This window comes from Dyella sp. PARNA 12/25, from assembly GCF_055702865.1.
This window is the reverse complement of sequence record NZ_JBVQCI010000001.1, coordinates 197,347-217,613: the sequence shown is the minus strand read 5'-3', so window position 1 is coordinate 217,613 and position 20,267 is coordinate 197,347. Positions and strand designations below refer to the sequence as shown.

Below are 20,267 nucleotides of genomic sequence, written 5' to 3'. Positions count from 1 at the left end.
TCACTTCTCACTCCTGCTCTCAAACCACCTCGAACGGCCGCATCATTTCATTCGAGGCATGCTCGAGCAGGTGGCAGTGCCACACATAACGCCCGGTGTAGCCCTCAAAGGTGATGATGTAGCGCGTCACCATACCGGGATACACCTGCGCCGTGTCTTTCCACCCTGCTTCGTGTGGTGCGGGCGGCTGCGCCGGACCGGTGTATCGCAAGGTCTTTGACGCCAGGTACGCGTCTACATCGAACGGACGCCTGTCGAGAATCTGGAAGCGCACCAAATGCAGATGAATGGGGTGCGTGTCACCGGTGAGATTCACCAGGCTCCATATTTCAGTGCTGCCCAGTCGCGGCTTTTCGCTCACCGGGTCATGCCAATGCTTGCCGTCCAGCAGCATGAGCATGGGCTGTTGAACACAGTCGGCGTATTCGTCGATGGAAAGCACACGCGTAAGGGTGGCCTTCGACTCCGACACGCGCGGCACATCACGCAACACCATCGGCACGCGACTGGTGTCGTTGACTTTGCCCGCCGCGACGTTGAAGCGCATCAGCGGTAACACATCGTTGAACAGCTCGATCTCGCTCCCAGCCAGCTCCGCAAAATCGATCACCAGGTCCGCCCGTTCGCCAGGGGCGAGAAACAAGCTCGTCTGTGTCACCGGCGCCGCCAGCAGGCCCTGATCACTGCCGATCTGCAGGAACGGTCGCTGGCCACGCAGACTCAAGCGGAAAAACCGCCCGTTCGCTGCATTGAGCACACGAAAGCGATAACGGCGAGCCTGCACCTCGAGTCGAGGCAACAGCGCACCGTTGACCAGCATCGCATTACCAAAAACTTCCGGCACCCATGGCGCGTCACTGACGCCAGATACCGGGTAATAGAGCTGACCGTCTTCGGTCAGCAGGCGATCGCACAACACCAGCGGCAGCTCGTGCTCGCCATCGGGCAGGCCAAGCGATAGCTCGTGCTCGTCGCGCAGTAGGTACATGCCGAACAGTCCGGCGTACAGGTTCAGGCGCTCGATGCCCATGGTGTGGTCGTGGTACCACAGCGTCGCCGCATCCTGCTTGTTGGGGTAAGTCTGTCGACGCGACTGGCCGGGCACACACCAGTCGGTGGGATAACCGTCGTCCGCCGCCGGCACGCGCGCACCATGCACATGCACCACGGCACGAACTTCCGGCTGGTCTGCCTCGGCGCCACAGATGTGGTGATCGACGGGCAGAAAGTGGTGTTGCGGCAGTTGATTGATCCATTCGACGCGTGCCACCTGGCCGCTACGCGCTTCAATCAGGGGACCCGGCATCGCCTGGCCATACGTCCACAGGCGGGTCAGCGGCAAATCACGGTGCAAACGCTGCGTGCTTTCGCGCATGGCGATGCGCAACGTTTCACCCACCTTGGGGCGCAGCACTTCGGGTAGCGGCAAAGGGTCGACGAAGGGGGCGAGACGCGACGGGTCCAGCAAGCGCGGCATGCTGGCCTGATCCTCGATGGCGTGCTGGCAAAGACCCTTGCTCTTGGCCGCTGCCATGGGCATGGACATGGGTGCGCCCAGCGCGCGCAATGTACCTGCGCCCGCGAACAGACTTATGCCCTGAAGAAAACGACGACGCGAAGGATGCAAAGCCAGTCACCTCCCTATACCGACGAAACAGGCAAAACGAAACGCCCCGGACGGCGGTCCGGGGCGCTCGATGTCGCTAAGGATGACTCAGTCGTCCGAGTCGTGATCACCCTCGTGTGACCCATGCTTCTTCACCGGCTCGCCCGTCTGTTCGTCCAGGAACAGCCGGCGATGGCCCGGGTGCGGCTGATAGAAATCGAACATATTGTTCAAGGTGCCAGCCACCGCGTCGAACGAGCCGCCGCCGAGACGTTCACCATGCAGCCAGTTGTCTTCGATAAAACGCGTCACTGACGACTGATCGGTCAGCGTGTGATCCACGTGATTGCTGCGGGCCCACGGCGAAATCACCAGGAACGGCAGACGCGGGCCGAAACCGCAGCGTCCCTGCACCGGCTGGCCCTTGCTGTTGACGCCCGGCAAGGTGCCGTGCCCCTCGCAAACGCCCGCACCGTCCAGCGCGTCGGCCGCAGTCTTCGACGCATTCACGCGCGGCGCAGCCTGATGGTCGTACCAGCCATCGGAGTCGTCATACGCGATCACCACGGCGGTATCGCGCCACTCCGGACGCTGCTGCAGGAAATTGAGCACGTGCACGACAAACTGCTGCTCGTCCAGCGGATCGGAATAGCCAGCGTGGCCATCCTGATAGCCAGCAGCCTTGAGGAAGCTCACCGACGGGAAGTTGCCTGCTTCGACGGCCGCGTAGAAATCGTTGAGGTCGTACTGGTGATTGGCCACATCGCCCTGATGGCCAATGTTCGCCACCGAGGTCGGACGCACGTGGGTCGGGTTGGCGGTGGACGCGTAGTACTGGAACGGTTGGTGATGCGGAATGTAGTCCGCCTTTTTCACCTGGGTCACCGCCGACTGCGTGCTGCGCTTGCAGCCTGTGCTGCCGTTGGCGTTCACCTGGCTCAAGTCAAAACCGCCTTCGAAGAACCCCCAGGTGATGTTGGCCTTGTTCAACAGGTCGCCCACGTTCGGGCCGCCGAGCTGCACCTGGTTGCCAGTGGGTGAAGAGCACACGTCACCAATCGGATCCGCATCGCTAATCAGCGTAAGGCCACCCTGGCCATCGTCGATCTCGTTGGCCGTTCCGTTGAGCGTCTGCGTCACGCCGTTGGTCTGGCCAGAGATCAAATTGATAGCGCCAGGCGTGGAGGGGCCAAACGTGGTGTTGTAACTGTTGTCGCTCATCGCGAAGCGCTGCGCATAGTTCCACAGCGCAGTGACAGTGTTGCCGTCGTAGTAGCCCATCACCTGCCCGGTGCCGTTCTCATCGGCAGGCGCACCCGGCAGCGTTTCGCCCGTGCCGGTGTTCAGCGGGAACAGATCCATCGCACCGCCGTTGAACGCCTGCTGTTCCGGGCCGTAGTCATGGTCCTGATCCGCGGTGGCGGCTTGCACACGCGACAGACGGAACGGGTTGATCGCACCGGCGCCGTTGGCACTATTGTTCTTGTTCGGGTTGTTGGTGAGCAGCGCCGTGGTCAGGCCATTGACCTTGGGCGTGAACGGACGCGCATAGAAAGTCGGTTCACCCGGAGCGTTCGCCGCATTCGGGTAAGTACCGAAGTAGTGATCGAAGGAGACGTTCTCCTGAAAGATCACCACCAGGTGCTTGATCGGCGTCGCCGTATGGGCGCCGTGGTGCCACCGGCCATCAGCGGCGTCTTCGGCATGAACCGGAATCTGGGCAAGCGATATGGCAGAAGCACTGAGAATGCACGCGGCAAGACAGACTGCGAGTTTGTTTCGCATGGAAGACTCCCTTCGGTCGCGGTGAAGCGCTTCCCCTCAAGCGCTGAATGCGCGGACGATAGGCAGTCAAGGTGACAGGCGAATAACAATAAAGCAGCGCATTTTCCTGCGAAAAAGTCGCTTGCGTTACATGGACAGCGCACGCGCCAGCAACGGCGCCAACAACACGTTGAGCAGACCGGCGAGCACCATGACGAGACTCGCCACGCTGCCTTCCTCCATGCCGATATCGTAGGCTTTCGCGGTGCCGGCGCCGTGCGCACCCACGCCGAACAGCGCGCCGCGCGCGAGTGCCGACCGCCATGGCAAGCAATGCAACAGCCACTCGCCCAGTGCAATGCCAGTGACGCCGGTGATCACCACGAACAATGCGGTGAGTTCAGGCACGCCACCGACCTCAGCCGACACCTGCATCGCCAGCGGCGTGGTGATGGAGCGCGCCAGCAAACTGCGCCGAACCGTATCGTCCAAGCCGCACACACTAGCGAGCCCCCACGCGCTGGCCATCGCCATGGTGCTGCCACCGATCACGCCCACCAACAACGCCTGCCAATGCATGCGAATCAAGCGGCGATAGCGGTAGATGGGCAACGCAAACGCCGCAGTTGCCGGCCCCAGCATCACCACCAGCCAATGCGTGTCGCGGATATACACGGGGTAATTCATGCCGAGCAGCAAGCCCATAGCCGCCAGCAACAGCGGCACGGTGAACAGCGGCGACGTCCACCAACGTGGGTGACGGCGATAGAGCGGCTTGAGCGCCACATAGCCACCTACAGTAATCACAAACCACAGCAACGAGAGCAGTTCAGCGCGCACGGCGTTGCTTCCAGCGAAACACCAGATCCACAAGACAGGCCGTGGTGCCCATCACCAGCACCGTACCCACCAGAATCACCAGCAGAATGCGTCCACCTTCCTCGCGCAGCAACGGCAGGTGCTGCCACACCGCCATCACCGCTGGGATGAAGAACAACAACATTTCCGCGAGCAGCCAGTCCGCACCGCGACGCAGGCCTGCCGCGGGCACCGCGCCACTCAGCAGCAGGGCCAGCAACAACGCCATGGCCAGCACACTCCCTGGTAGGGGCAGATGCCAGCGGCGACTCACCTGATCGCACACAAACCATAGCGCCACGATGGATAGCACCTGCACCCCGCGCGCCCATTGCGGGCGATGCCAGGCGAACCAACGCAGTCGGCTATGCAGGTTTTTCATGGCGCGCAGGCTAGTCCTCGCCAGCCTATGATGGAAATGAATTGTCTCCATAGACTCCATTCCATTTGGGAATACGTATGGATCTACGCAGCCTGCGTTATCTGGTGGAAGTGGTGCGCCACGGCGGTTTTGCCCGCGCCGCGGAACATGCCCACGCCAGCCAGCCCACGCTGAGCAAGGCCATTGCTCAACTCGAAGACGAACTGGGTACGCGGTTACTGGAGCGAGGACGCGGCGGCGTGCGTCTCACAGCGGCCGGCGACGTAGTGCATCGACACGCGCTGGCGATGCTGACCGAATCGTCCCGGCTGCGCGAAGAGCTCGATGCGCTGCGCGGCCTGCAACGCGGCGAGTTGCGCCTTGGCCTGCCGCCGCTCGGTAGCAGCGTGCTGTTTGCGCCGTTGCTCGCACGCTACCGACAGCAATACCCGAGGATCGACATCCGCCTGCTCGAACACGGCAGCCGGCGTCTGGAACAGGCCGTGCTGTCTGGCGAGCTGGACATTGCCGCCACCCTGCAGCCAGTGGGCGAAGGCCTCGACTACCAGCCTGTGCGCGACGAACCCATGATCGCCCTGCTGCCCCAGTCCCACCCGCGGGCCGGTGCGCGGCGGTTTCGTCTCAATTGGCTCAGCGACACGCCGCTGATCCTGTTCGAGGAGGGCTTCGCGTTGAATCGACTGATTCGCGAAGCCTGCGCGCGCCGTGGCGTGGCGCCGACCGAAACCGTTCGCAGCGCGCAAATCGACTTCATCCTGGCCCTGGTGGCCGCTGGCGGTGGCATTGCCCTGCTGCCACAACTGACCATCGAAGATCGCTCGCTCACCGGTTTGGCAGCCCTGCCCTTGGCCGCCCATGACCTGCGTTGGAAAATGGTGCTGGCCTGGCGGCACGGTTCAGCGCTGTCGCCCGCCGCCCGCGCCTGGCTGGACCTGGTGGCGGCAAAGCCTCGTGATCGCTGAAGCCAATTCCCGATGGACGTTGCGCCCCTGACCTTTGACACTATCTTCACCATAATCTCGGGCCTAGCCTGAAGAGTCGCCCATGCGATACGGGGTGGCTCAAACGCCCGTCGTTCGCCACCACCATCGCCCGCCCAACCGGGTATTGACCCAACCGAGGGAGTTCCATGACCAAGCCTTATCTGAAGCCCATTGCGCTCGCCGTGAGCCTCGCCCTGTCGCTCAGCGCCTGCGGCAAGCACGAAGAGGCCGAAAAGGCCCCGGCGGCCAGCAGCACCGCACCCGCGGCTGCCAGCACCACCGCCGCTGCACCGGCCGCGCCCAAGAGCGTGTTCGATGTGAGCGAACTGGGCGACGCCAACGAGGCTTGTAAGGACTTCAATACCTTCGTCAACGCCAAGTGGGTGGCTGCCAACCCGATCCCGAGCGACCGCACCCGTTGGGGCGCTTTCGACAAGCTGGCTGACGACAGCCTCAACACCCAGCACGAGATCGTCGACGCGGCGGCCAAGAATGCCGCCAACGCCAACGCCGGCTCGATCGAACAGAAGATCGGCTACCTGTACGCCTCGGGCATGGACGATGCCGCCATGGAGAAGGCCGGCTTCGAGCCGATCAAGCCGAAGCTCGACGCCATCGCGGCGCTGAAGACCGGCAAGGACGTGGCCAACTACATCACCCAGAGCTTCGCCACCGGTGATATGCAGGTGTTCCAGTTCGGCTCCGGCGCCGACTTCAAGGACGCCAAGATGCAGATCGGCTTCACGATGCAGGCGGGCCTGGGTCTGCCGACCAAGGACTACTACAGCGACGCGAAGTACAAGGACATCCGCGACGCCTATGTCGACCACATCACCAAGGCTCTCGTGCTGACCGGCGTGTCCGACGCCGACGCCAAGAAGCAGGCCGCGCAGGTGCTGGCGTTCGAAACCGAACTGGCCAAGGCCTCGCTGGCTCCGGTGGAAATGCGCACGCCGGAAAACCAGTACCACTTCGTCACCGTGAAGGAAGCCGACAAGATCACCCCGCACTTCAGCTGGGACGATTTCTTCAAGGCGCAGGGCGTGACCATCGACAAGGGCTTCTCGCTGTCGCAGCCGAAGTTCATGGCCGAGTTCGACAAGCTGCTGGCCAGCGCACCGATCGACCAGTGGCAGGCCTACCTGCGTTACCACACCATCGACGATGCCTCGCCGTTCCTCAGCAAGGCGTTCCAGGACAACAAGTTCGACTTCTACGGCAAGACCCTCGCCGGCCAGCCGGAACAGAAGCCGCGCTGGAAGCGCGTGCTCGGCGGCGTCAACGAGTCGATGGGCGAAGCACTCGGCCAGCTGTATGTGGCCAAGGTGTTCACGCCGGAAGCCAAGGAGCGCGCCAAGGAACTGGTGGACAACGTGCGCGACGCGCTGAAAGTGCGTATCACGAACCTCGACTGGATGAGCGACGCCACCAAGGAAAAGGCCATCGCCAAGTGGAACACCTTCCTGCCGAAGATCGGTTACCCGGACAAGTGGCGTGACTGGTCGGGCCTGGAGATCAAGCAGGGCGACTACTACGACAACGTGATGGCCGCCGCCAAGTTCAACTACCAGTACGACCTCAACAAGATCGGCAAGGCAACCGATCGCCTGGAGTGGGGCATGACCCCGCAGACGGTCAACGCCTATTACAACCCGACCGACAACACCATCAACTTCCCGGCCGCGATCCTGCAGCCGCCGTTCTTCTATGCCACCGGTGACGACGCGATCAACTACGGCGGCATCGGCGCGGTGATCGGCCACGAAGCCAGCCACGGCTTCGACGACGAAGGCAGCCAGTTCGACGGTGACGGCAACAACGCCAACTGGTGGACCAAGGACGATCGCGCCAAGTTCGACGCACGCACCGACAAGCTGGTGCAGCAGTTCAACGACTACGCGCCGATCAAGGACAAGCCGGATGCGCACGTCAACGGCAAGCTGACCCTGGGCGAGAACATCGCCGACCTGGGCGGCATCAACGTGGCGTTCGACGCGCTGCAGGTGGCCCTGAAGAAGAACCCGCAGGAAGCCGCTGAGAAGATCGATGGCTACACGCAGGACCAGCGCTTCTTCATGAACTGGGCACGCGTGTGGCGTGGCAGCATCCGCGAGAAGGAGGCTCTGCTGCGCCTCAACACCGATCCGCACGCACCGGCATCGCTGCGCGCCATCGGCGCTCCGTCCAACATGGAAGCGTTCGCTGCCGCGTACCAGTGCAAGCCGGGCGACACCATGGTCCGCGAGGGCGAGAAGCAGGTGAAGATCTGGTAAGCCAGCGCTGAACCTGTAGAGAGTAAAAGGGCGTCGTGCGCAAGCACGGCGCCCTTTTTTCTTGCGTCAGCCTTGCTGGCGAAAGTGCACTCCCACACAGGCCATCGACATGGAATAAAGTTCCATTCGCGTCCACCTCTGAGGGATCAGCGATGCGGCAAGCAGCGCTACTGCTGTTGTTGATGGCTGCCCTCACCGGCTGCGGTATTGCGGAGCGCAAACCCGCGCCACCCCGCCTGATCTCCGGAGCCATGCCGGAGGGATACACCACTCAGGTACGCCTGCTCGCCACCGACGTGGAGCTGTTCGACAAGCGCTCACCAGCGTTCTTCAAAGGCATTCGCGACTCTGCCACCGACGGCACCATCGATATTCTTGCGCTATCCGGCGGCGGCGCGGGTGGCGCCTTTGGTGTCGGTGCACTGACCGGCCTCAGTCGCGCGCACAACCGTCCGCAATACGAACTGGTGACCGGCGTGAGCGTCGGTGCACTGCTGGCACCTTTCGCTTACCTCGGCCCGGATTGGGACGATGCCATGCTCCAGGCATTGGGCGAAGACCACACGGCAAATCTACTGGGGCCACCGCCGATCACCCTGTTCTCCCGCGTGCTGTTTCCGCTGGGTTATCGCCACAGCAAGCTGTTCAAGCTGGTGGATAGTTTCGTGACGCCCGCGATGATCGAAGCGGCGGCTCGTGAAGACGCCAAAGGGCGACGACTGGTCGTCGCCACTACCGACCTCGACAAGCAGGAAACGGTGATCTGGAATCTCGGCGGCATCGCGGCCCGCGGCGGCGAAACGGCGCGCGAGACCTTCCGTGACGTGCTGATTGCCTCGGCCAGCGTACCGGGCATGTTTCCGCCGATGCTGATCCACGTGCAGGACGGTGAACATCACTACGACGAACTGCACGTCGACGGCAGCGTCACCGCGCCCGTCTTCGTTCTGCCCTTGGTCGCCATGCTGCACCCTGAGCCGTTATCCAACCTACGGGGCGCCAACCTCTACATGATCGTGAACGGGCAGCTGCACCGCTTCCCCAAAACGACACCGGTGAGAACGCTCACTATACTGACCACCAGTTTCGGTGCCGGGCTGGTCTACAAAAGCCGTGAAGCCATTGCCGACACAGCCGGTCTTTCCGCGCGACTGGGTATCCATTTCCAGCTGACGTCGATTCCAGCGGATTTTCCCATGACCAGCTTCATCGACTTTGATGCGAAAAGTCTTCGATCACTGTTCAACTACGCCGCCGACTGTGCGGAACGCGGTCATCTCTGGGTCACACCCGAACAAGGCCTGCGACGCAACTTGATGGCGAATCGCTTGCCGCCATCGGGACCACCCGCCTGCCCGCGGGATGATCCCGCCATGACACCGGCGAAGCCCTGATCAGCTCTTGCGTGCGCGCCTGGCCTCATAAGCCTTGAGGTGCGCATACGCCGTGCGCAGCATGCTCAGCTCCGGCGCCAACGTACCCGCACGTGCCAGCAGATCGCCCACCACATGATCCGCCTCGATCGGACTGCCCTGCTCCAGGTCGCGCATCATCGACGCACTTAGCGAAGACCCTGCTTCGGTCAGCACGCTACGCGCTTTAACAAGCACGGCTTCACTCGGCATATGCCCATTGCGCTCTGAAGCCCGGCGGCAATCGTCGAGCAGATGCACGATGGATTGTTCGCCACCCGTCGCCGCCATGATGTCGCCCACCGGGGCGCGCATCAGGCAAGTGATGCCTGCCAGAGAAGCAAGAAACACCCACTTGTCCCACATGTCCTGCAGGATCGTCGTGCTCAGGCGTGGTTCGAAACGCGCATTCGCCATCGCCTCGAGCACACCTTCGACACGAGCCGAGCGCGATCCATCCCGTTCACCAAAGGTGAGGATGTGCGACTGGTTGAGATGACGCACCGCACCCTGTGCATCGAGCGTCGCCGCAATCACGCACTGACCACCCAGCACGCGCGGCGCACCGAATCGCGCGTCCAGCAAATCCAGATGCTGCATGCCATTGAGAATCGGCAGGATGATGGTCTGCGGCCCAATCGCCCGCGCCATATCGTCCATCACCTGCGGCAGGTGATAAGCCTTACAGCTGAGCAGCACCAAGTCGAATGGCTCGCGCAGCTCACTGGCCTGAATGGTCGGTGGCGATGGCAAAGAGGCATCACCCAGGCTGCTGCGTATCACCAGGCCGTGCTCAGCCAGCTGAGCAGCGCGCGCTGCACGCACCAGGAAAGTCACGTCCTGCCCGCTTTCCAGCAGGCGACCGCCAAAATAGCCGCCCGTGGCGCCGGCACCAATCACCAGAATTCGCATGACTCAGGTCTCTCTGTAGCTCATCGGGGCCATGCCCCACACGCCTGAGTATGCCTAAGCGTGGCGACACCCGCCCGTGCGACGGGCAGGCGATTCTGCAGCCATGTCGGTCAACGTGCTTACCAGCAGTCGCTCACCGCGCCCGTACCGCCGACGATGTTGCGGGCACCTGACTGATCCAGGGTCAGGGCGGCGCACTTCGTGTCGTTCGCCTGCACACTGCCCGCTACGGGAGTCGCCTGAATCGAATAAGTGCTGGCAGTCGCCGTAAGCGCGTAAGTGTAAAACTTTCCCGTCTGCCCGGCCGACGCGCAGTCAAACGTGCTGGCGGCCACCGGCGCCGTGCCGCCCGGGGTCGAGCTGTAACTCATATTGGTGGTGTAGAACCGTTCCAGATAATTCGCGTATGCCGACATACAACCCTCCGCCGCGACGCGATGGGTTTTGATGATGTAGTTGGAATACGTGGGAACGGCGATGGCCGCCAGGATTGCGACAATGGCCGTCACAATCATCAACTCGACCAGGGTGAAGCCACGCTCGAAGCGGCGATAGGTCGTCTGGATTTGCAGAAGTGCGTTCATGATGTTCCCTTCATCGCATCGCACCGGAGCTCGCGAGCTGGTTGGTGACGATGATGTATTTACGTGCGCCAGCGGCCTCGTGCAAGGCCACTGGCATCCCCCTGATGAGCTTGTGCTCAAAGCTTCACTTCTCGCCACGACACACGCGCCGGGCTGGCGCCGTTCGCCGGGTTCACCTTGCTCAACGACGGTGTGCCCTTGATGGTCTGCGTAACGATGTAGGTCTGCCCACCGTAAGTCACGACCGTCGGCGTACCCACGGCGTCGAGGCGAATGCCGCCCACCGTCGCCGGATCGGAGCCCGAGCCGTAGCTACCATTGGCGTAGGGGAAGAAGCCCGTCTGCAGACCGCCACCCGAAGCGGGATCGAAAGCCATCGTCCAGCCAGACTGCAAGCCCGGGTTGCACTTCAGCGCCGAAATCACCGGTGGCTCAGCGGTACTCACCACGACCGCACCACCGATAATCGCCGGGCTGTAGATCACCTGCTCCTGGCTATCGGGGAAATCGTAGTACCAACCGTACTGATTGTTGGTCGCAGGGGCGGTGCAGACAGTGCTGCCCTGCCAACACACCTGAGTGCCCGTGCTGAGGGTGCGATAGCCGAGCACTTGTTTGCCATCGCCGACACTCGACTGCGACACATTCGCCTGTTTAAGCAGACTGGTGCGGGTGAAGGCCTGAGGGGCAACCAAGGGGGCGTAGGCGACCGACGAAGACTTGTTCCATGCCGTCATGTCCCAGTCCCAGATGCCGTAGAACGTCTGCGTACCCTTTGCGTAGACATCGCCGCCGCTACCGGTGAATGGCGTCTTCTGTCCCGTACCGAACAACACCATGACGCGGTTGACCGTGCCGGCCTGCACCGATGCGATCACCGGAGCCGTCGTGATCGGCTGGCGAGTCCCGCTGCTGTCTTTGGCGACATAAAGCGGCGTTGCCGTCGTATTGCCAAACGTGGAGACGGCCCACTTGGTCGGATCGCTGCTGGTCAAGTCGAAGCGCCACATATTGCCCTGCGTGTCGCCGCCATACACATAGTCCGTGATGTGGTCGCCATCGAGATCCGCAGAGGCCACATAAGCGATGCCGTTAGGACTGGTGCTCGAGCCAGCCCCCGTATTGATGTACTGGAAAGTCACCGCGCCGGAGGTCGAATTGACCAGGCCGACATAGATGCCCGCCGTCTGAGTGCCGCCGGCAGGATTGATACCGTTGCCGAAGATGATCGCCCACTGCCCGTTGTGCAGCCTGACGATCAGCGGCGTGCCAACCGTCTGCCCAAGGTTCGGCAGCACGGTGCTTGAGCTGATCCAGTCGCCCTTCACGGTGACGGCAGGCGTGGTTTCACTGAACGTCGTCGGATCAGTGATGTCGAGCGCGAAGATCTCGGCGCCGCCCGAGCCGACGCCGCTCACCAGCCAGGTATGCCACTTGCCGCCGTAGAACAGGTCACCCACTGCTGGCGTGGCATCCACCACAAAGTCGTGGATATATTTGGGGTTGGACAAATCGGTCGCGTACTGGTCCAGCTGGCCCGAGGGCATGAACCCAATCACTTCCCGGCCGTCATTGGTGGAACTGTCATAGGTGCCGTCGGACTTGTAGGACCCGGAACGGAAACCATGCATGAAGCCATCGTTGGAGCCCACGTAAACCACGTGCTGGCGAGTCGCGTAGGCGCTCACAAACGCACTGTACGACTGCGCGCCCGTGGCATTCTCCGCCTGCGTTGACGGGTTACCGTAAAGGAAGTCGCTGAACGCGTTGGGGTAATTGCCGGATGTCGGCGGTCCGACCCACGTGGGGCTCGAATTGATGATGTCGCCCAGCACTCCCGTGCGTGCACGCAGGGTACCCGTCGACGACTGCAGCTGTTCATTCGTGCGATCGCCACGCAACCACGTCAGGCGCGATTGGCCGGCGCTATCCGTGCCGTTCAAGATGGTGGTCTGGTTGGTATTGAGCGAAGTCCACTGCAGTGCCAGACCCGCCCCGGTACTGTCATCCGCGGTCAGCAGCGTGCGCGCAGTCGGCCCCTGCACGGTGATCGTGTTCGTCGGGTTGCCGCTCGTATCGGTTCCCATGTTGACGCAACCGCCACCGGTGAGTACGCAATTCGAGTCCCAGTTGGCCGTGGTAGCCACACTGACGGTGCCACCGGTCGTCACCACCTGCTCCGATACCAGCGAACCCCACCAGTTGTCCCCGGAATAGGATGCAAGATAGACCTGCGTATTCGTTCGCACCTGGCCCGACTGCACCGTGTTGGCCGCCGCACTGCTGTTCGATTGCAGTGGCGTCGCCTGGAAGCAGGTGATTTCGTGAACGTTGTTGCTGCCACCGGTACCCGCAGAGAAACCAAAGCGGAACAACTTGGGTACCGCGCCGCTGCTTTTCGTAATGTCAGCGTTGGTCAGCACTGGCGTATACGCGCCGTTGTTGTAGCTGTAGGAAAAGTTGAGCAACCCGGTGGATGAAATGGTCAGCTTGTAGGTGATGGGCCACGCATTCTGCGTGCCATCCGCGTTGAAGCGGGTTTTTGCCGCATTGTTGGCAATCAGCTGCGTGCCGGCGGTGTAGGTGGAACCCCCACTTTTAAAACCACCAGGCAACACGGCGTACCCACCGGCGACAGCCCCGTAGTTGTACGGGATAGCGGTGTATGCGGTAGGGTTGCCGTTGCCGTCAATTGCGGACACGTATTTGCCGGTACTACAGGCTGTCGTGACCTTGGTCTTATCCACACTACCCTTGTAGTAGGTTGGAGTTTTGCTTTGCAGCCAGGCCCAGGTGGTATTACCTGCCCCACGCAAGCCAATGCGCTCTGGCTGATACTGCCCGCCCGAGCCGGCAGCGATGGATGCGTTGGGGTTGTTTGCGAAACTGTTCGAGCCATTGGCCGTGGAGCCGTACGTGGTGTTGGCTGTGTTGTAGATGCCGGTATTGGTGTTGTCGCCGGAATTCAGAAAGTTGCCAAACTCATCGATACCCAAGCCGAGATAGGCATTCGCCAACCCCTCATAAGTGCCGTTGCTGTTCGAACAGCTGTAACCCATGCTGCCGCCCAGGCCACCGGCAACCGTGGGTTGGGTGGCAGTGCCATCCGTGAGCAGGAATGAAATGCCGTCGGCGCCATTCTTGGCGCTACCGCCGCTGTCGCCGCCGTAGGTATAGGTGGTGAAAGTGACCTGCAGGCCATTGCTTGGATTGAACGTAAAGTTCGACAGAATGGCGCCGGTCTGGTTGTTCAGACCCGGCGTAAGGCGCAGCGCGCCCTGCTGATCAGCATCCGCCGTGGTAATGACCTTCGTGGTTGTGCTGCCCATCGCCAGCGTGGAGGAGCAGGCGGGGATGTAACCCGATGCGGTGCTCGAAGTCGCCGGGTCGCCGGCGGTGAGGCAGGCGTCATTGAGCGACGTCCACTTCAAGCTGGACGTCTTGCCGGAGAAGTTGTCTGTGTACGAGGCTGCCGTCGCTCCACCGATAGTGAGCAGACCAACAAGAGCGAACATCAGCTTTGTGTATTTGGAGGGCATGATCCTTCCCATTCTCTTTGGCGGGCGCCGATCAATGTTCGGCAACACGACTAACCTTGATTAGCGTCGAAACACCGACTGCAGCACGACCGTTGCACGGTCACTCGTCGTCGCAGAACTGCGCGCCGTAATGCGATAGAAATCCGCCGTGTTGGTTGCCCCGCACGGCGAATAGCCGGAGCAATTGGAAAGCTGGTGAACATTCGGCGGCGGAATCGTGAAGTTGCCCAGGTATTCGACAACGTACTGCGGCTGATCCGGCGACAGGCTGCTCGTGGTAAATGCCGTGGCAGGCACCTTCACGATCGAACTGGCCGGCAAGGTGGTGTCGGCGAACGGATTAGGCAGGCACTTGTTGGTACTGGTGGGCGTGCAATCGCGAAACACCGACGGCGAGGCTGCCGCCTGCACAGCCACCTGCCCCTGGCGCAGCGCCGCTTCCGCGGCCTGGAAGGCGATTTCCCGGTCGTAGAAGTTGGAGGTCATTTTCTGCTGCATGATCGTGCCACGCACCGCGGCAAGTCCGACCAGGGTGACCACGACCAACAACACCAGCGCCACGACGAGGGCTACGCCACGCTGGCTCTTTCGGCCCAGAGTGCGGCCATGCAAGCCGCGCGGATGGTTGACAGAAAAGGCACTCATCTCAATTCACCCGATTGCGCAGCGTGACCGTGGTAGTGAACTTGCGCGACAGCGGATTGCCGTCGGTGCCAGCAGGGGCGGTTCCGCCCTGAAGCTTCAGCGTTATCTGCACGGCCGTTACCGTCGTCCAGTTGGTGATGGACGCTGGCGCGGCGTAACTCGTACTACCCGACTGCAGATAGTTAATGGTCATGCCGGTGACACCGCGCACCATTTCCTGCGCACTGGTCGTCGGCGTACCTGTGGTATTGACCAACGTCTGTCGATACAGCGACGTACCCTTGGTGCCGTCCGAAGCGGTGTAGTTACCAACGTACCAGTCGACTGCCGCCAATTTGGCGATCTGTCCATTGGGCCCGAAGGTGTAGGGATTTCCGTTGGTGACGCAAACGGCGGGATAGCCAAGATCCTTGGAGCAGTTGTTCGTAGCGTCGTAAACGATGGTGTTGGTCGATGGCGTATAGGTGGTGATCTTCATCAAGGTCGCGTGGTCGGGATCACACACGATGACGACGTCGCCGTTCTGCAGATCCGGCGCCGTGCCGTTCACCACAAAGCTCAAGGTCGACGGCGTGTGGGATTGCACGCTCATGCTCGTATCGGTCACACCCAGCAGCTCGATGGAATCGGTACCGGTCACCCGGTTCGCGATGGCCGTCCCCGTGGTCACTGCCGGGTCGCTCTGCGTGCCGCCATAGCCGGCAATGGCATTGCCCCAGTTGGCCCACCAGTCGGTGCCACCGTTCGCCGGGCTGTTCTTGAGCACATTGGAGAAGCGGACATTGTTGTTGCAGCCGGTGAGCTGCGCGTTGCGGATATCGTGCGCGAGCAGCTCAACGGCCACACGCGAACCATCCTGCACATCGCTCAGCGCCTGGCCCGTGCGGTACGTTTGCTGGTTGGCGAGAAACACGCTGATGACGCCGCCGATAACGATCAAGCCAAGCAGCATGGCGATCATCAGTTCGATCAGCGTAAAGCCACGCGACCACGCGAATGGCCTGGATCGTTTTCGGCCATCGCGATCATGGTTCATACGGCGATTGCTCATAGAATGCCTCGCGTCGTCACTTGCTGATTGGTGCTACCGCCAACGCCTGCGTGGCTGTCGTCGAAAGTGACCGTGATGGTGCAGTCGCCGGTGGTCGTGCAGTTGATGTTGCCGACGGCTGATGTACCGAGGTTGCTGGCCATCTGGGTGCACCACGCATTGAGCTGCACAGTGGCAAGCGAGGCGGCAGCGGCGGGGCATGCGCTGGCGTTCACGGAGCCGTTGTAGACACCACCGGTAGCGTTGGCCAGGTCCGCGCGCATGGCGTCCTGGATGGAATGAACCGCAATGGTCGCCATGCTGCGCGACATGGCGCTGTTGTTGGTCGACAGCGACGTCGCCTGGAGTGCTGCCATGCCAAGGAATGCAATAGACAGCACCAGCACGGCGATCAGCACTTCGATCATGCCGACACCTGACTGGTGGCGCTGGCGGCCCAGAGGACCGCAGCCTGCCGAAGCCAGACACTTGCTGGATATCCGCTTGTTGGTCATGGGCAGGCTCCCGTCGATTGCGTGACCTCGAGAATGGAGCCGGCCACCATCCTGATCACACGATGATTGTTGCTGGCCAGCTGACTCGTACAGATATCGGCGACCGTATTGCCATACGGCGCGGTGGTGCCAGCCTGCTGAGCAATGCCCTGCGACGTGAAGCGCAATGCCACCACGTTGCCGCTCAACTGCAAAGGCGACACCAGGCTGGTGGGACCGTTCAGAACGGAGGTGGCGGTGGCACCGGTCGTGACAACCACCGCACCCGCCATTTGGGCCGGCGTGCTGCATTGCGTGCCAAGCGTGTCGGTTTGATTGCTGGCGGTCAGATTGCTGCAGAACTGACTGCTGGCGTTGCGTTTGATCGCCTCCATACGGGCCGTATGGATGGCAGCGACGATATCGTTGGCTGCCGTAGTGAGCCGGTTAGAGATCATCAGACTTCGAAAGCTGGGCACCGCGATGGTAAGCAACACGCCTGCCACGGCGATCGCCACCATCAATTCGATGATGGTGAAGCCGCCACCCAACCGCCTGGCACCCGCAAGCCTTGCGCCGCCATGACATGACAACCGGGTGGCTGCGGACGTTGAATCCCGCACCACGCCCAACGAAACGCCTCGCTGGCGCGACAAGAGCTGCATGGCTTTCCCCCTATTCTGCTGACGGCACTCTACCTACCCGCCTCGGCGTCATGGGGCCCTACCCGACGGAGTGTGTTTTTTTCCTGACGAGCGGTTGCCGGCAACAAGGGAAGCATGACGCCGGTCACGCCCTCACCAGGTGCCCGGCAGGGCGGCCGGTATCGCTGCCGAGGTCCTCCATGCGGGTCCACGGCACCACACAAACCTAGGCACCGGCAGCTACTGAGCGGATAATTGGCGACCCTTGCAGCTTGCGGCCTCCCCTACTGATGTTCGTACCTGGTCAACGTTGGATCTCCACTGCCGAGCCCGAGCTCGGCCTCGGCACCGTACTGCGCGTCGAAGGACGCGGCGTACAGGTGCTGTTCGCCAAGGCGGGCGTGCTGCGCCCTTACGCCATTGACTCGGCGCCGCTGGTGCGTGCGGAGTTCCGCCCAGGCCAGCGCGTGGCCGGCAAGGGCATCGCGTTCCTGGTCGAACGGGTGGAAATCCGCGAGGACTTGCTGATCTATCGCGGCGAAGGCCGTGAGCTTGAAGAAGGCCAGCTGGACGACGAGCAGAGCGTCAGCCAGGCCGATGACCGGCTGATTGGCGGCCGCACCGACCCGGTCTCCCACTTCGAATTGCGTCTGGAGGGCCTCAAGCGCCGCGCCGACGCACGTCGCTCGCCCACCTGGGGCCTTGGCGCCTCGCGCATTGGCCTGGTGCCCCACCAATTGCGCGTGGCCGGCATTGCATCGGCTCGTCGCCCTCCCCGCGTGCTGTTGGCGGACGAGGTGGGTCTGGGCAAGACCATCGAAGCCGGCATGATTATTGCGCGGCAACTCGCCACCGGCCGCGCTGAACGCGTCTTGCTGCTGCTTCCCGACACCTTGGTGTACCAGTGGTTTGTGGAATTGCTGCGCCGCTTCAACCTCAGCTTCGCCATCTACGACGAGGAGCGCTGCGAAGCGCTGGAACAGTCAGGCGACGGGCGCAATCCGTTTGAAGATGAGCAGCTGGTCATCGCCGACTTCAGCTTCCTGGAACAAGCCCCTAAGCGTGCCCAGCAATTGCTGGATGCCCCATGGGATTTGCTGGTGGTGGACGAAGCCCATCACCTGGCCTGGACACCTGAAGCGGCCAGCCCGCGCTACACCCTGGTGGATCAGCTGGCTGCAGCTACGCCGGGCGTGATCCTGCTTACCGCCACGCCAGAGCAACTGGGCCGCAGCGGTCATTTCGCCCGCCTGCGCCTGCTCGATCCGCAGCGTTACCACGATCTGGACGTCTATCTGTCCGAATCCGACCGGTTCCACAACTTGTCGAGGATCGCCGACCGCCTGCTCGACAGTCAGGCGCTGGACGATGCGCAGCTCGCCACTCTGCGCGAAGCATTCGCGGGAGACGAAAGCCTGCAGGCACGGCTGGCCGACACCACCAAGCCAGACAACGCACGCGAAATCATTGCTGCGCTGATCGACCGCCACGGCACCGGCCGCGCGATGTTCCGCAATCGCCGCGTGAGCATCGGCGGCTTTCCCAAGCGCTTGCCGGTATGGCAAACGCTGGATGCCACGACGCTCAGTGAGGACGGTCGCCAGGCGCTGCTGGCCGAGTTCCACTCGGACATCCAGCAACCGCCGCCGGCCATCGAGGTCGACTACAGCGCGGACCCGCGCCTGGACGCGCTGGTGACGCTGCTGGAGGAACATCCGCAGGACAAGTTCCTGTTGATCTGTCGCAGCCAGGCCAAGGTGTTGGCACTCGAAGAGGCACTGCGCACCCGCAGCGGCGTCGGCGTGGCCCGTTTTCACGAGGGCCTCGGCATTGTGCAGCGCGACCGCAACGCGGCCTATTTCGCGCAGCCGGATGGCGCGCGCCTGCTGCTGTGTTCGGAAATCGGCTCGGAAGGTCGCAACTTCCAGTTCGCCCATCGGCTGGTGTTGTGGGATCTGCCGCTCGACCCGGACCTGCTTGAGCAGCGTATCGGCCGTCTGGACCGCATTGGCCAGAAGCACGACATCAGCATTCATATCCTGACCGTGGCCGACAGTGCGCAGCATGTGCTGGCGCGCTGGTACAACGAAGGCGTGGACGCCTTCTGCTCCAGCCCAGCGGATGGTCGCGAGCTGCTCCGCCGCTTCGGCGAATCGCTGGCCCGTCTGGCGGATGAGCATGCGCGCGACGACGACAATCGCGATCAGGAGCTCGAAGTGCTGCTGGCGGAAACCCGCGGCGCCCATGAAGAAATGGCCGCCTTGATTCGCGATGGCCGCGATCACTTGCTGGAATTGGCTGCCAGCCGCGACCTGCACGCCGATGCATTGCAGCAGGCGTTCACCCGCGAGGATCACGACCCAGGCCGCGATGCCTTCATCCAGGGGTTGCTGGAGCGCTTCGGCATCCACACCGAAGAGTTGGGCAGCAAGGTGTTGCTGCTCGACCCGCAATACCTCTCCACCGACGCCCTGCCCGGCTTTGCCGAGGGTCCGCAGGCCGTGACCTTCGCACGCGAGGTCGCGCTGGCTCGCGAAGAATTGCCGCTGCTGCGCCTCGATCATCCGATGGTGATGGGCGCGCTCGATCTCACGCTATCAAATGAACAAGGCAATGCCGCATTCCTGGTCGACGACGCCCTGCCGCCGCGCAGTGCGCTGTTGCAGGCTGTATTCCTGGTGGAGTGCGTGGCCGATCGCAAGCTCGATGCCGAGCGCTTCCTGCCGACGCAGCCGATCGTCGTCACTGTCGACACGCGCCTTGCGGAGCGTGCGGATTTCCGCCCCAGCGATATCGGACTGCGCAAAGCCGCCGACCGCACCATTGAAGTGGCGCGCTATCGGAAATTCCTCGGCAAGCTGGTGCCGCCGATGCTCGAGAAGGCAGAAACACTGGCCACTGAGCGTGCACAGACCCATATTGCCGATGCCGTGGCACAGGCCACCGAAACGCTCGATGCGGAACTGTCGCGTTTGCTCGCGCTGCGTGCGGTGAACCCTGCGATCAGCGAGGCAGAAATTGGCACGGTGGCAGGTGAGCGTACTGACTTGCTCAAGGCGCTGCCGGAGTCGCGGCTTCGTCTGGATGCCGTGCGCTTTGTGGTGAGCCCCGACTTCCTGGCGCTCCGATAGAGGTTGCCAG

15 protein-coding genes are annotated in these 20,267 nt (G+C 62.4%); 4 read left to right on the top strand and 11 right to left on the bottom strand.

The window, feature by feature from the left end; genetic code table 11:
• Positions 1–19 precede the first annotated feature (19 nt).
• From AC0GUR_RS00920 to AC0GUR_RS00905, 4 genes are all read right to left on the bottom strand, one after another.
• Positions 20–1,546, bottom strand: coding sequence for a multicopper oxidase family protein (locus tag AC0GUR_RS00920; RefSeq protein ID WP_472875580.1), 1,527 nt, complete (start codon positions 1,544–1,546; stop codon positions 20–22).
• Between the two features lie 168 nt (positions 1,547–1,714).
• A complete protein-coding gene (locus tag AC0GUR_RS00915; protein WP_472875579.1) occupies positions 1,715–3,391 on the bottom strand; it encodes a phospholipase C in 1,677 nt (558 codons plus the stop codon).
• A gap of 126 nt (positions 3,392–3,517) precedes the next feature.
• Positions 3,518–4,210, bottom strand: a complete 693-nt coding sequence (locus tag AC0GUR_RS00910) for an LrgB family protein (protein WP_472875578.1) — start codon at positions 4,208–4,210, stop codon at positions 3,518–3,520.
• Positions 4,200–4,610 (bottom strand): CidA/LrgA family protein, encoded by a 411-nt coding sequence (locus AC0GUR_RS00905; RefSeq protein WP_472875577.1) that lies wholly within the window; start codon positions 4,608–4,610, stop codon positions 4,200–4,202. Before AC0GUR_RS00905 ends, AC0GUR_RS00910 begins: the two co-directional genes overlap by 11 nt.
• Positions 4,611–4,687: 77 nt before the next feature.
• Here AC0GUR_RS00905 and AC0GUR_RS00900 point away from each other — a divergent pair, with 77 nt between their 5' ends.
• The 3 genes from AC0GUR_RS00900 (at position 4,688) to AC0GUR_RS00890 (ending at position 9,260) form a co-directional block, all read left to right on the top strand.
• Positions 4,688–5,572 carry a LysR substrate-binding domain-containing protein gene (locus tag AC0GUR_RS00900; RefSeq protein WP_472875576.1) on the top strand — a complete coding sequence of 295 codons (885 nt, stop codon included), beginning with the start codon at positions 4,688–4,690 and terminating at the stop codon, positions 5,570–5,572.
• A 167-nt stretch (positions 5,573–5,739) separates the two neighbouring features.
• Positions 5,740–7,866 carry a M13 family metallopeptidase gene (locus tag AC0GUR_RS00895; protein WP_472875575.1) on the top strand — a complete coding sequence of 709 codons (2,127 nt, stop codon included), beginning with the start codon at positions 5,740–5,742 and terminating at the stop codon, positions 7,864–7,866.
• 152 nt (positions 7,867–8,018) lie between these two features.
• Positions 8,019–9,260 carry a patatin-like phospholipase family protein gene (locus AC0GUR_RS00890; RefSeq protein ID WP_472875574.1) on the top strand — a complete coding sequence of 414 codons (1,242 nt, stop codon included), beginning with the start codon at positions 8,019–8,021 and terminating at the stop codon, positions 9,258–9,260.
• Here AC0GUR_RS00890 and panE read toward each other — a convergent pair whose 3' ends face one another.
• From panE to AC0GUR_RS00855, 7 genes are all read right to left on the bottom strand, one after another.
• Positions 9,261–10,190: a 2-dehydropantoate 2-reductase gene (gene panE, locus AC0GUR_RS00885; RefSeq protein ID WP_472875573.1), complete on the bottom strand. Its 930-nt coding sequence runs from the start codon at positions 10,188–10,190 to the stop codon at positions 9,261–9,263.
• 119 nt (positions 10,191–10,309) lie between these two features.
• On the bottom strand, positions 10,310–10,774 hold the full coding sequence (locus AC0GUR_RS00880; protein ID WP_472875572.1) for a type IV pilin protein: 465 nt from the start codon (positions 10,772–10,774) through the stop codon (positions 10,310–10,312).
• Between the two features lie 116 nt (positions 10,775–10,890).
• Entirely contained in the window at positions 10,891–14,313 is a 3,423-nt protein-coding gene (locus tag AC0GUR_RS00875) for a PilC/PilY family type IV pilus protein (protein WP_472875571.1), read from the bottom strand.
• Between the two features lie 60 nt (positions 14,314–14,373).
• Positions 14,374–14,958, bottom strand: coding sequence for a pilus assembly PilX family protein (locus AC0GUR_RS00870; protein ID WP_472875570.1), 585 nt, complete (start codon positions 14,956–14,958; stop codon positions 14,374–14,376).
• A gap of 1 nt (position 14,959) precedes the next feature.
• Positions 14,960–16,009, bottom strand: a complete 1,050-nt coding sequence (locus tag AC0GUR_RS00865; RefSeq protein WP_472875569.1) for a prepilin-type N-terminal cleavage/methylation domain-containing protein — start codon at positions 16,007–16,009, stop codon at positions 14,960–14,962.
• On the bottom strand, positions 16,006–16,503 hold the full coding sequence (pilV, locus tag AC0GUR_RS00860; protein ID WP_472875568.1) for a type IV pilus modification protein PilV: 498 nt from the start codon (positions 16,501–16,503) through the stop codon (positions 16,006–16,008). The genes AC0GUR_RS00865 and pilV overlap by 4 nt, the downstream gene beginning before the upstream one ends.
• The gene (locus tag AC0GUR_RS00855) at positions 16,500–17,147 is read right to left on the bottom strand and encodes a GspH/FimT family pseudopilin (protein WP_472875567.1); all 648 of its coding nucleotides are present in this window, start codon (positions 17,145–17,147) and stop codon (positions 16,500–16,502) included. The genes pilV and AC0GUR_RS00855 overlap by 4 nt, the downstream gene beginning before the upstream one ends.
• 269 nt (positions 17,148–17,416) lie before the next feature.
• Between AC0GUR_RS00855 and rapA the strand changes: the two genes are divergently transcribed.
• Complete coding sequence (gene rapA / locus AC0GUR_RS00850) at positions 17,417–20,257, top strand: RNA polymerase-associated protein RapA (RefSeq protein WP_472875566.1); 2,841 nt, start codon at positions 17,417–17,419, stop codon at positions 20,255–20,257.
• Positions 20,258–20,267: the final 10 nt, after the last annotated feature.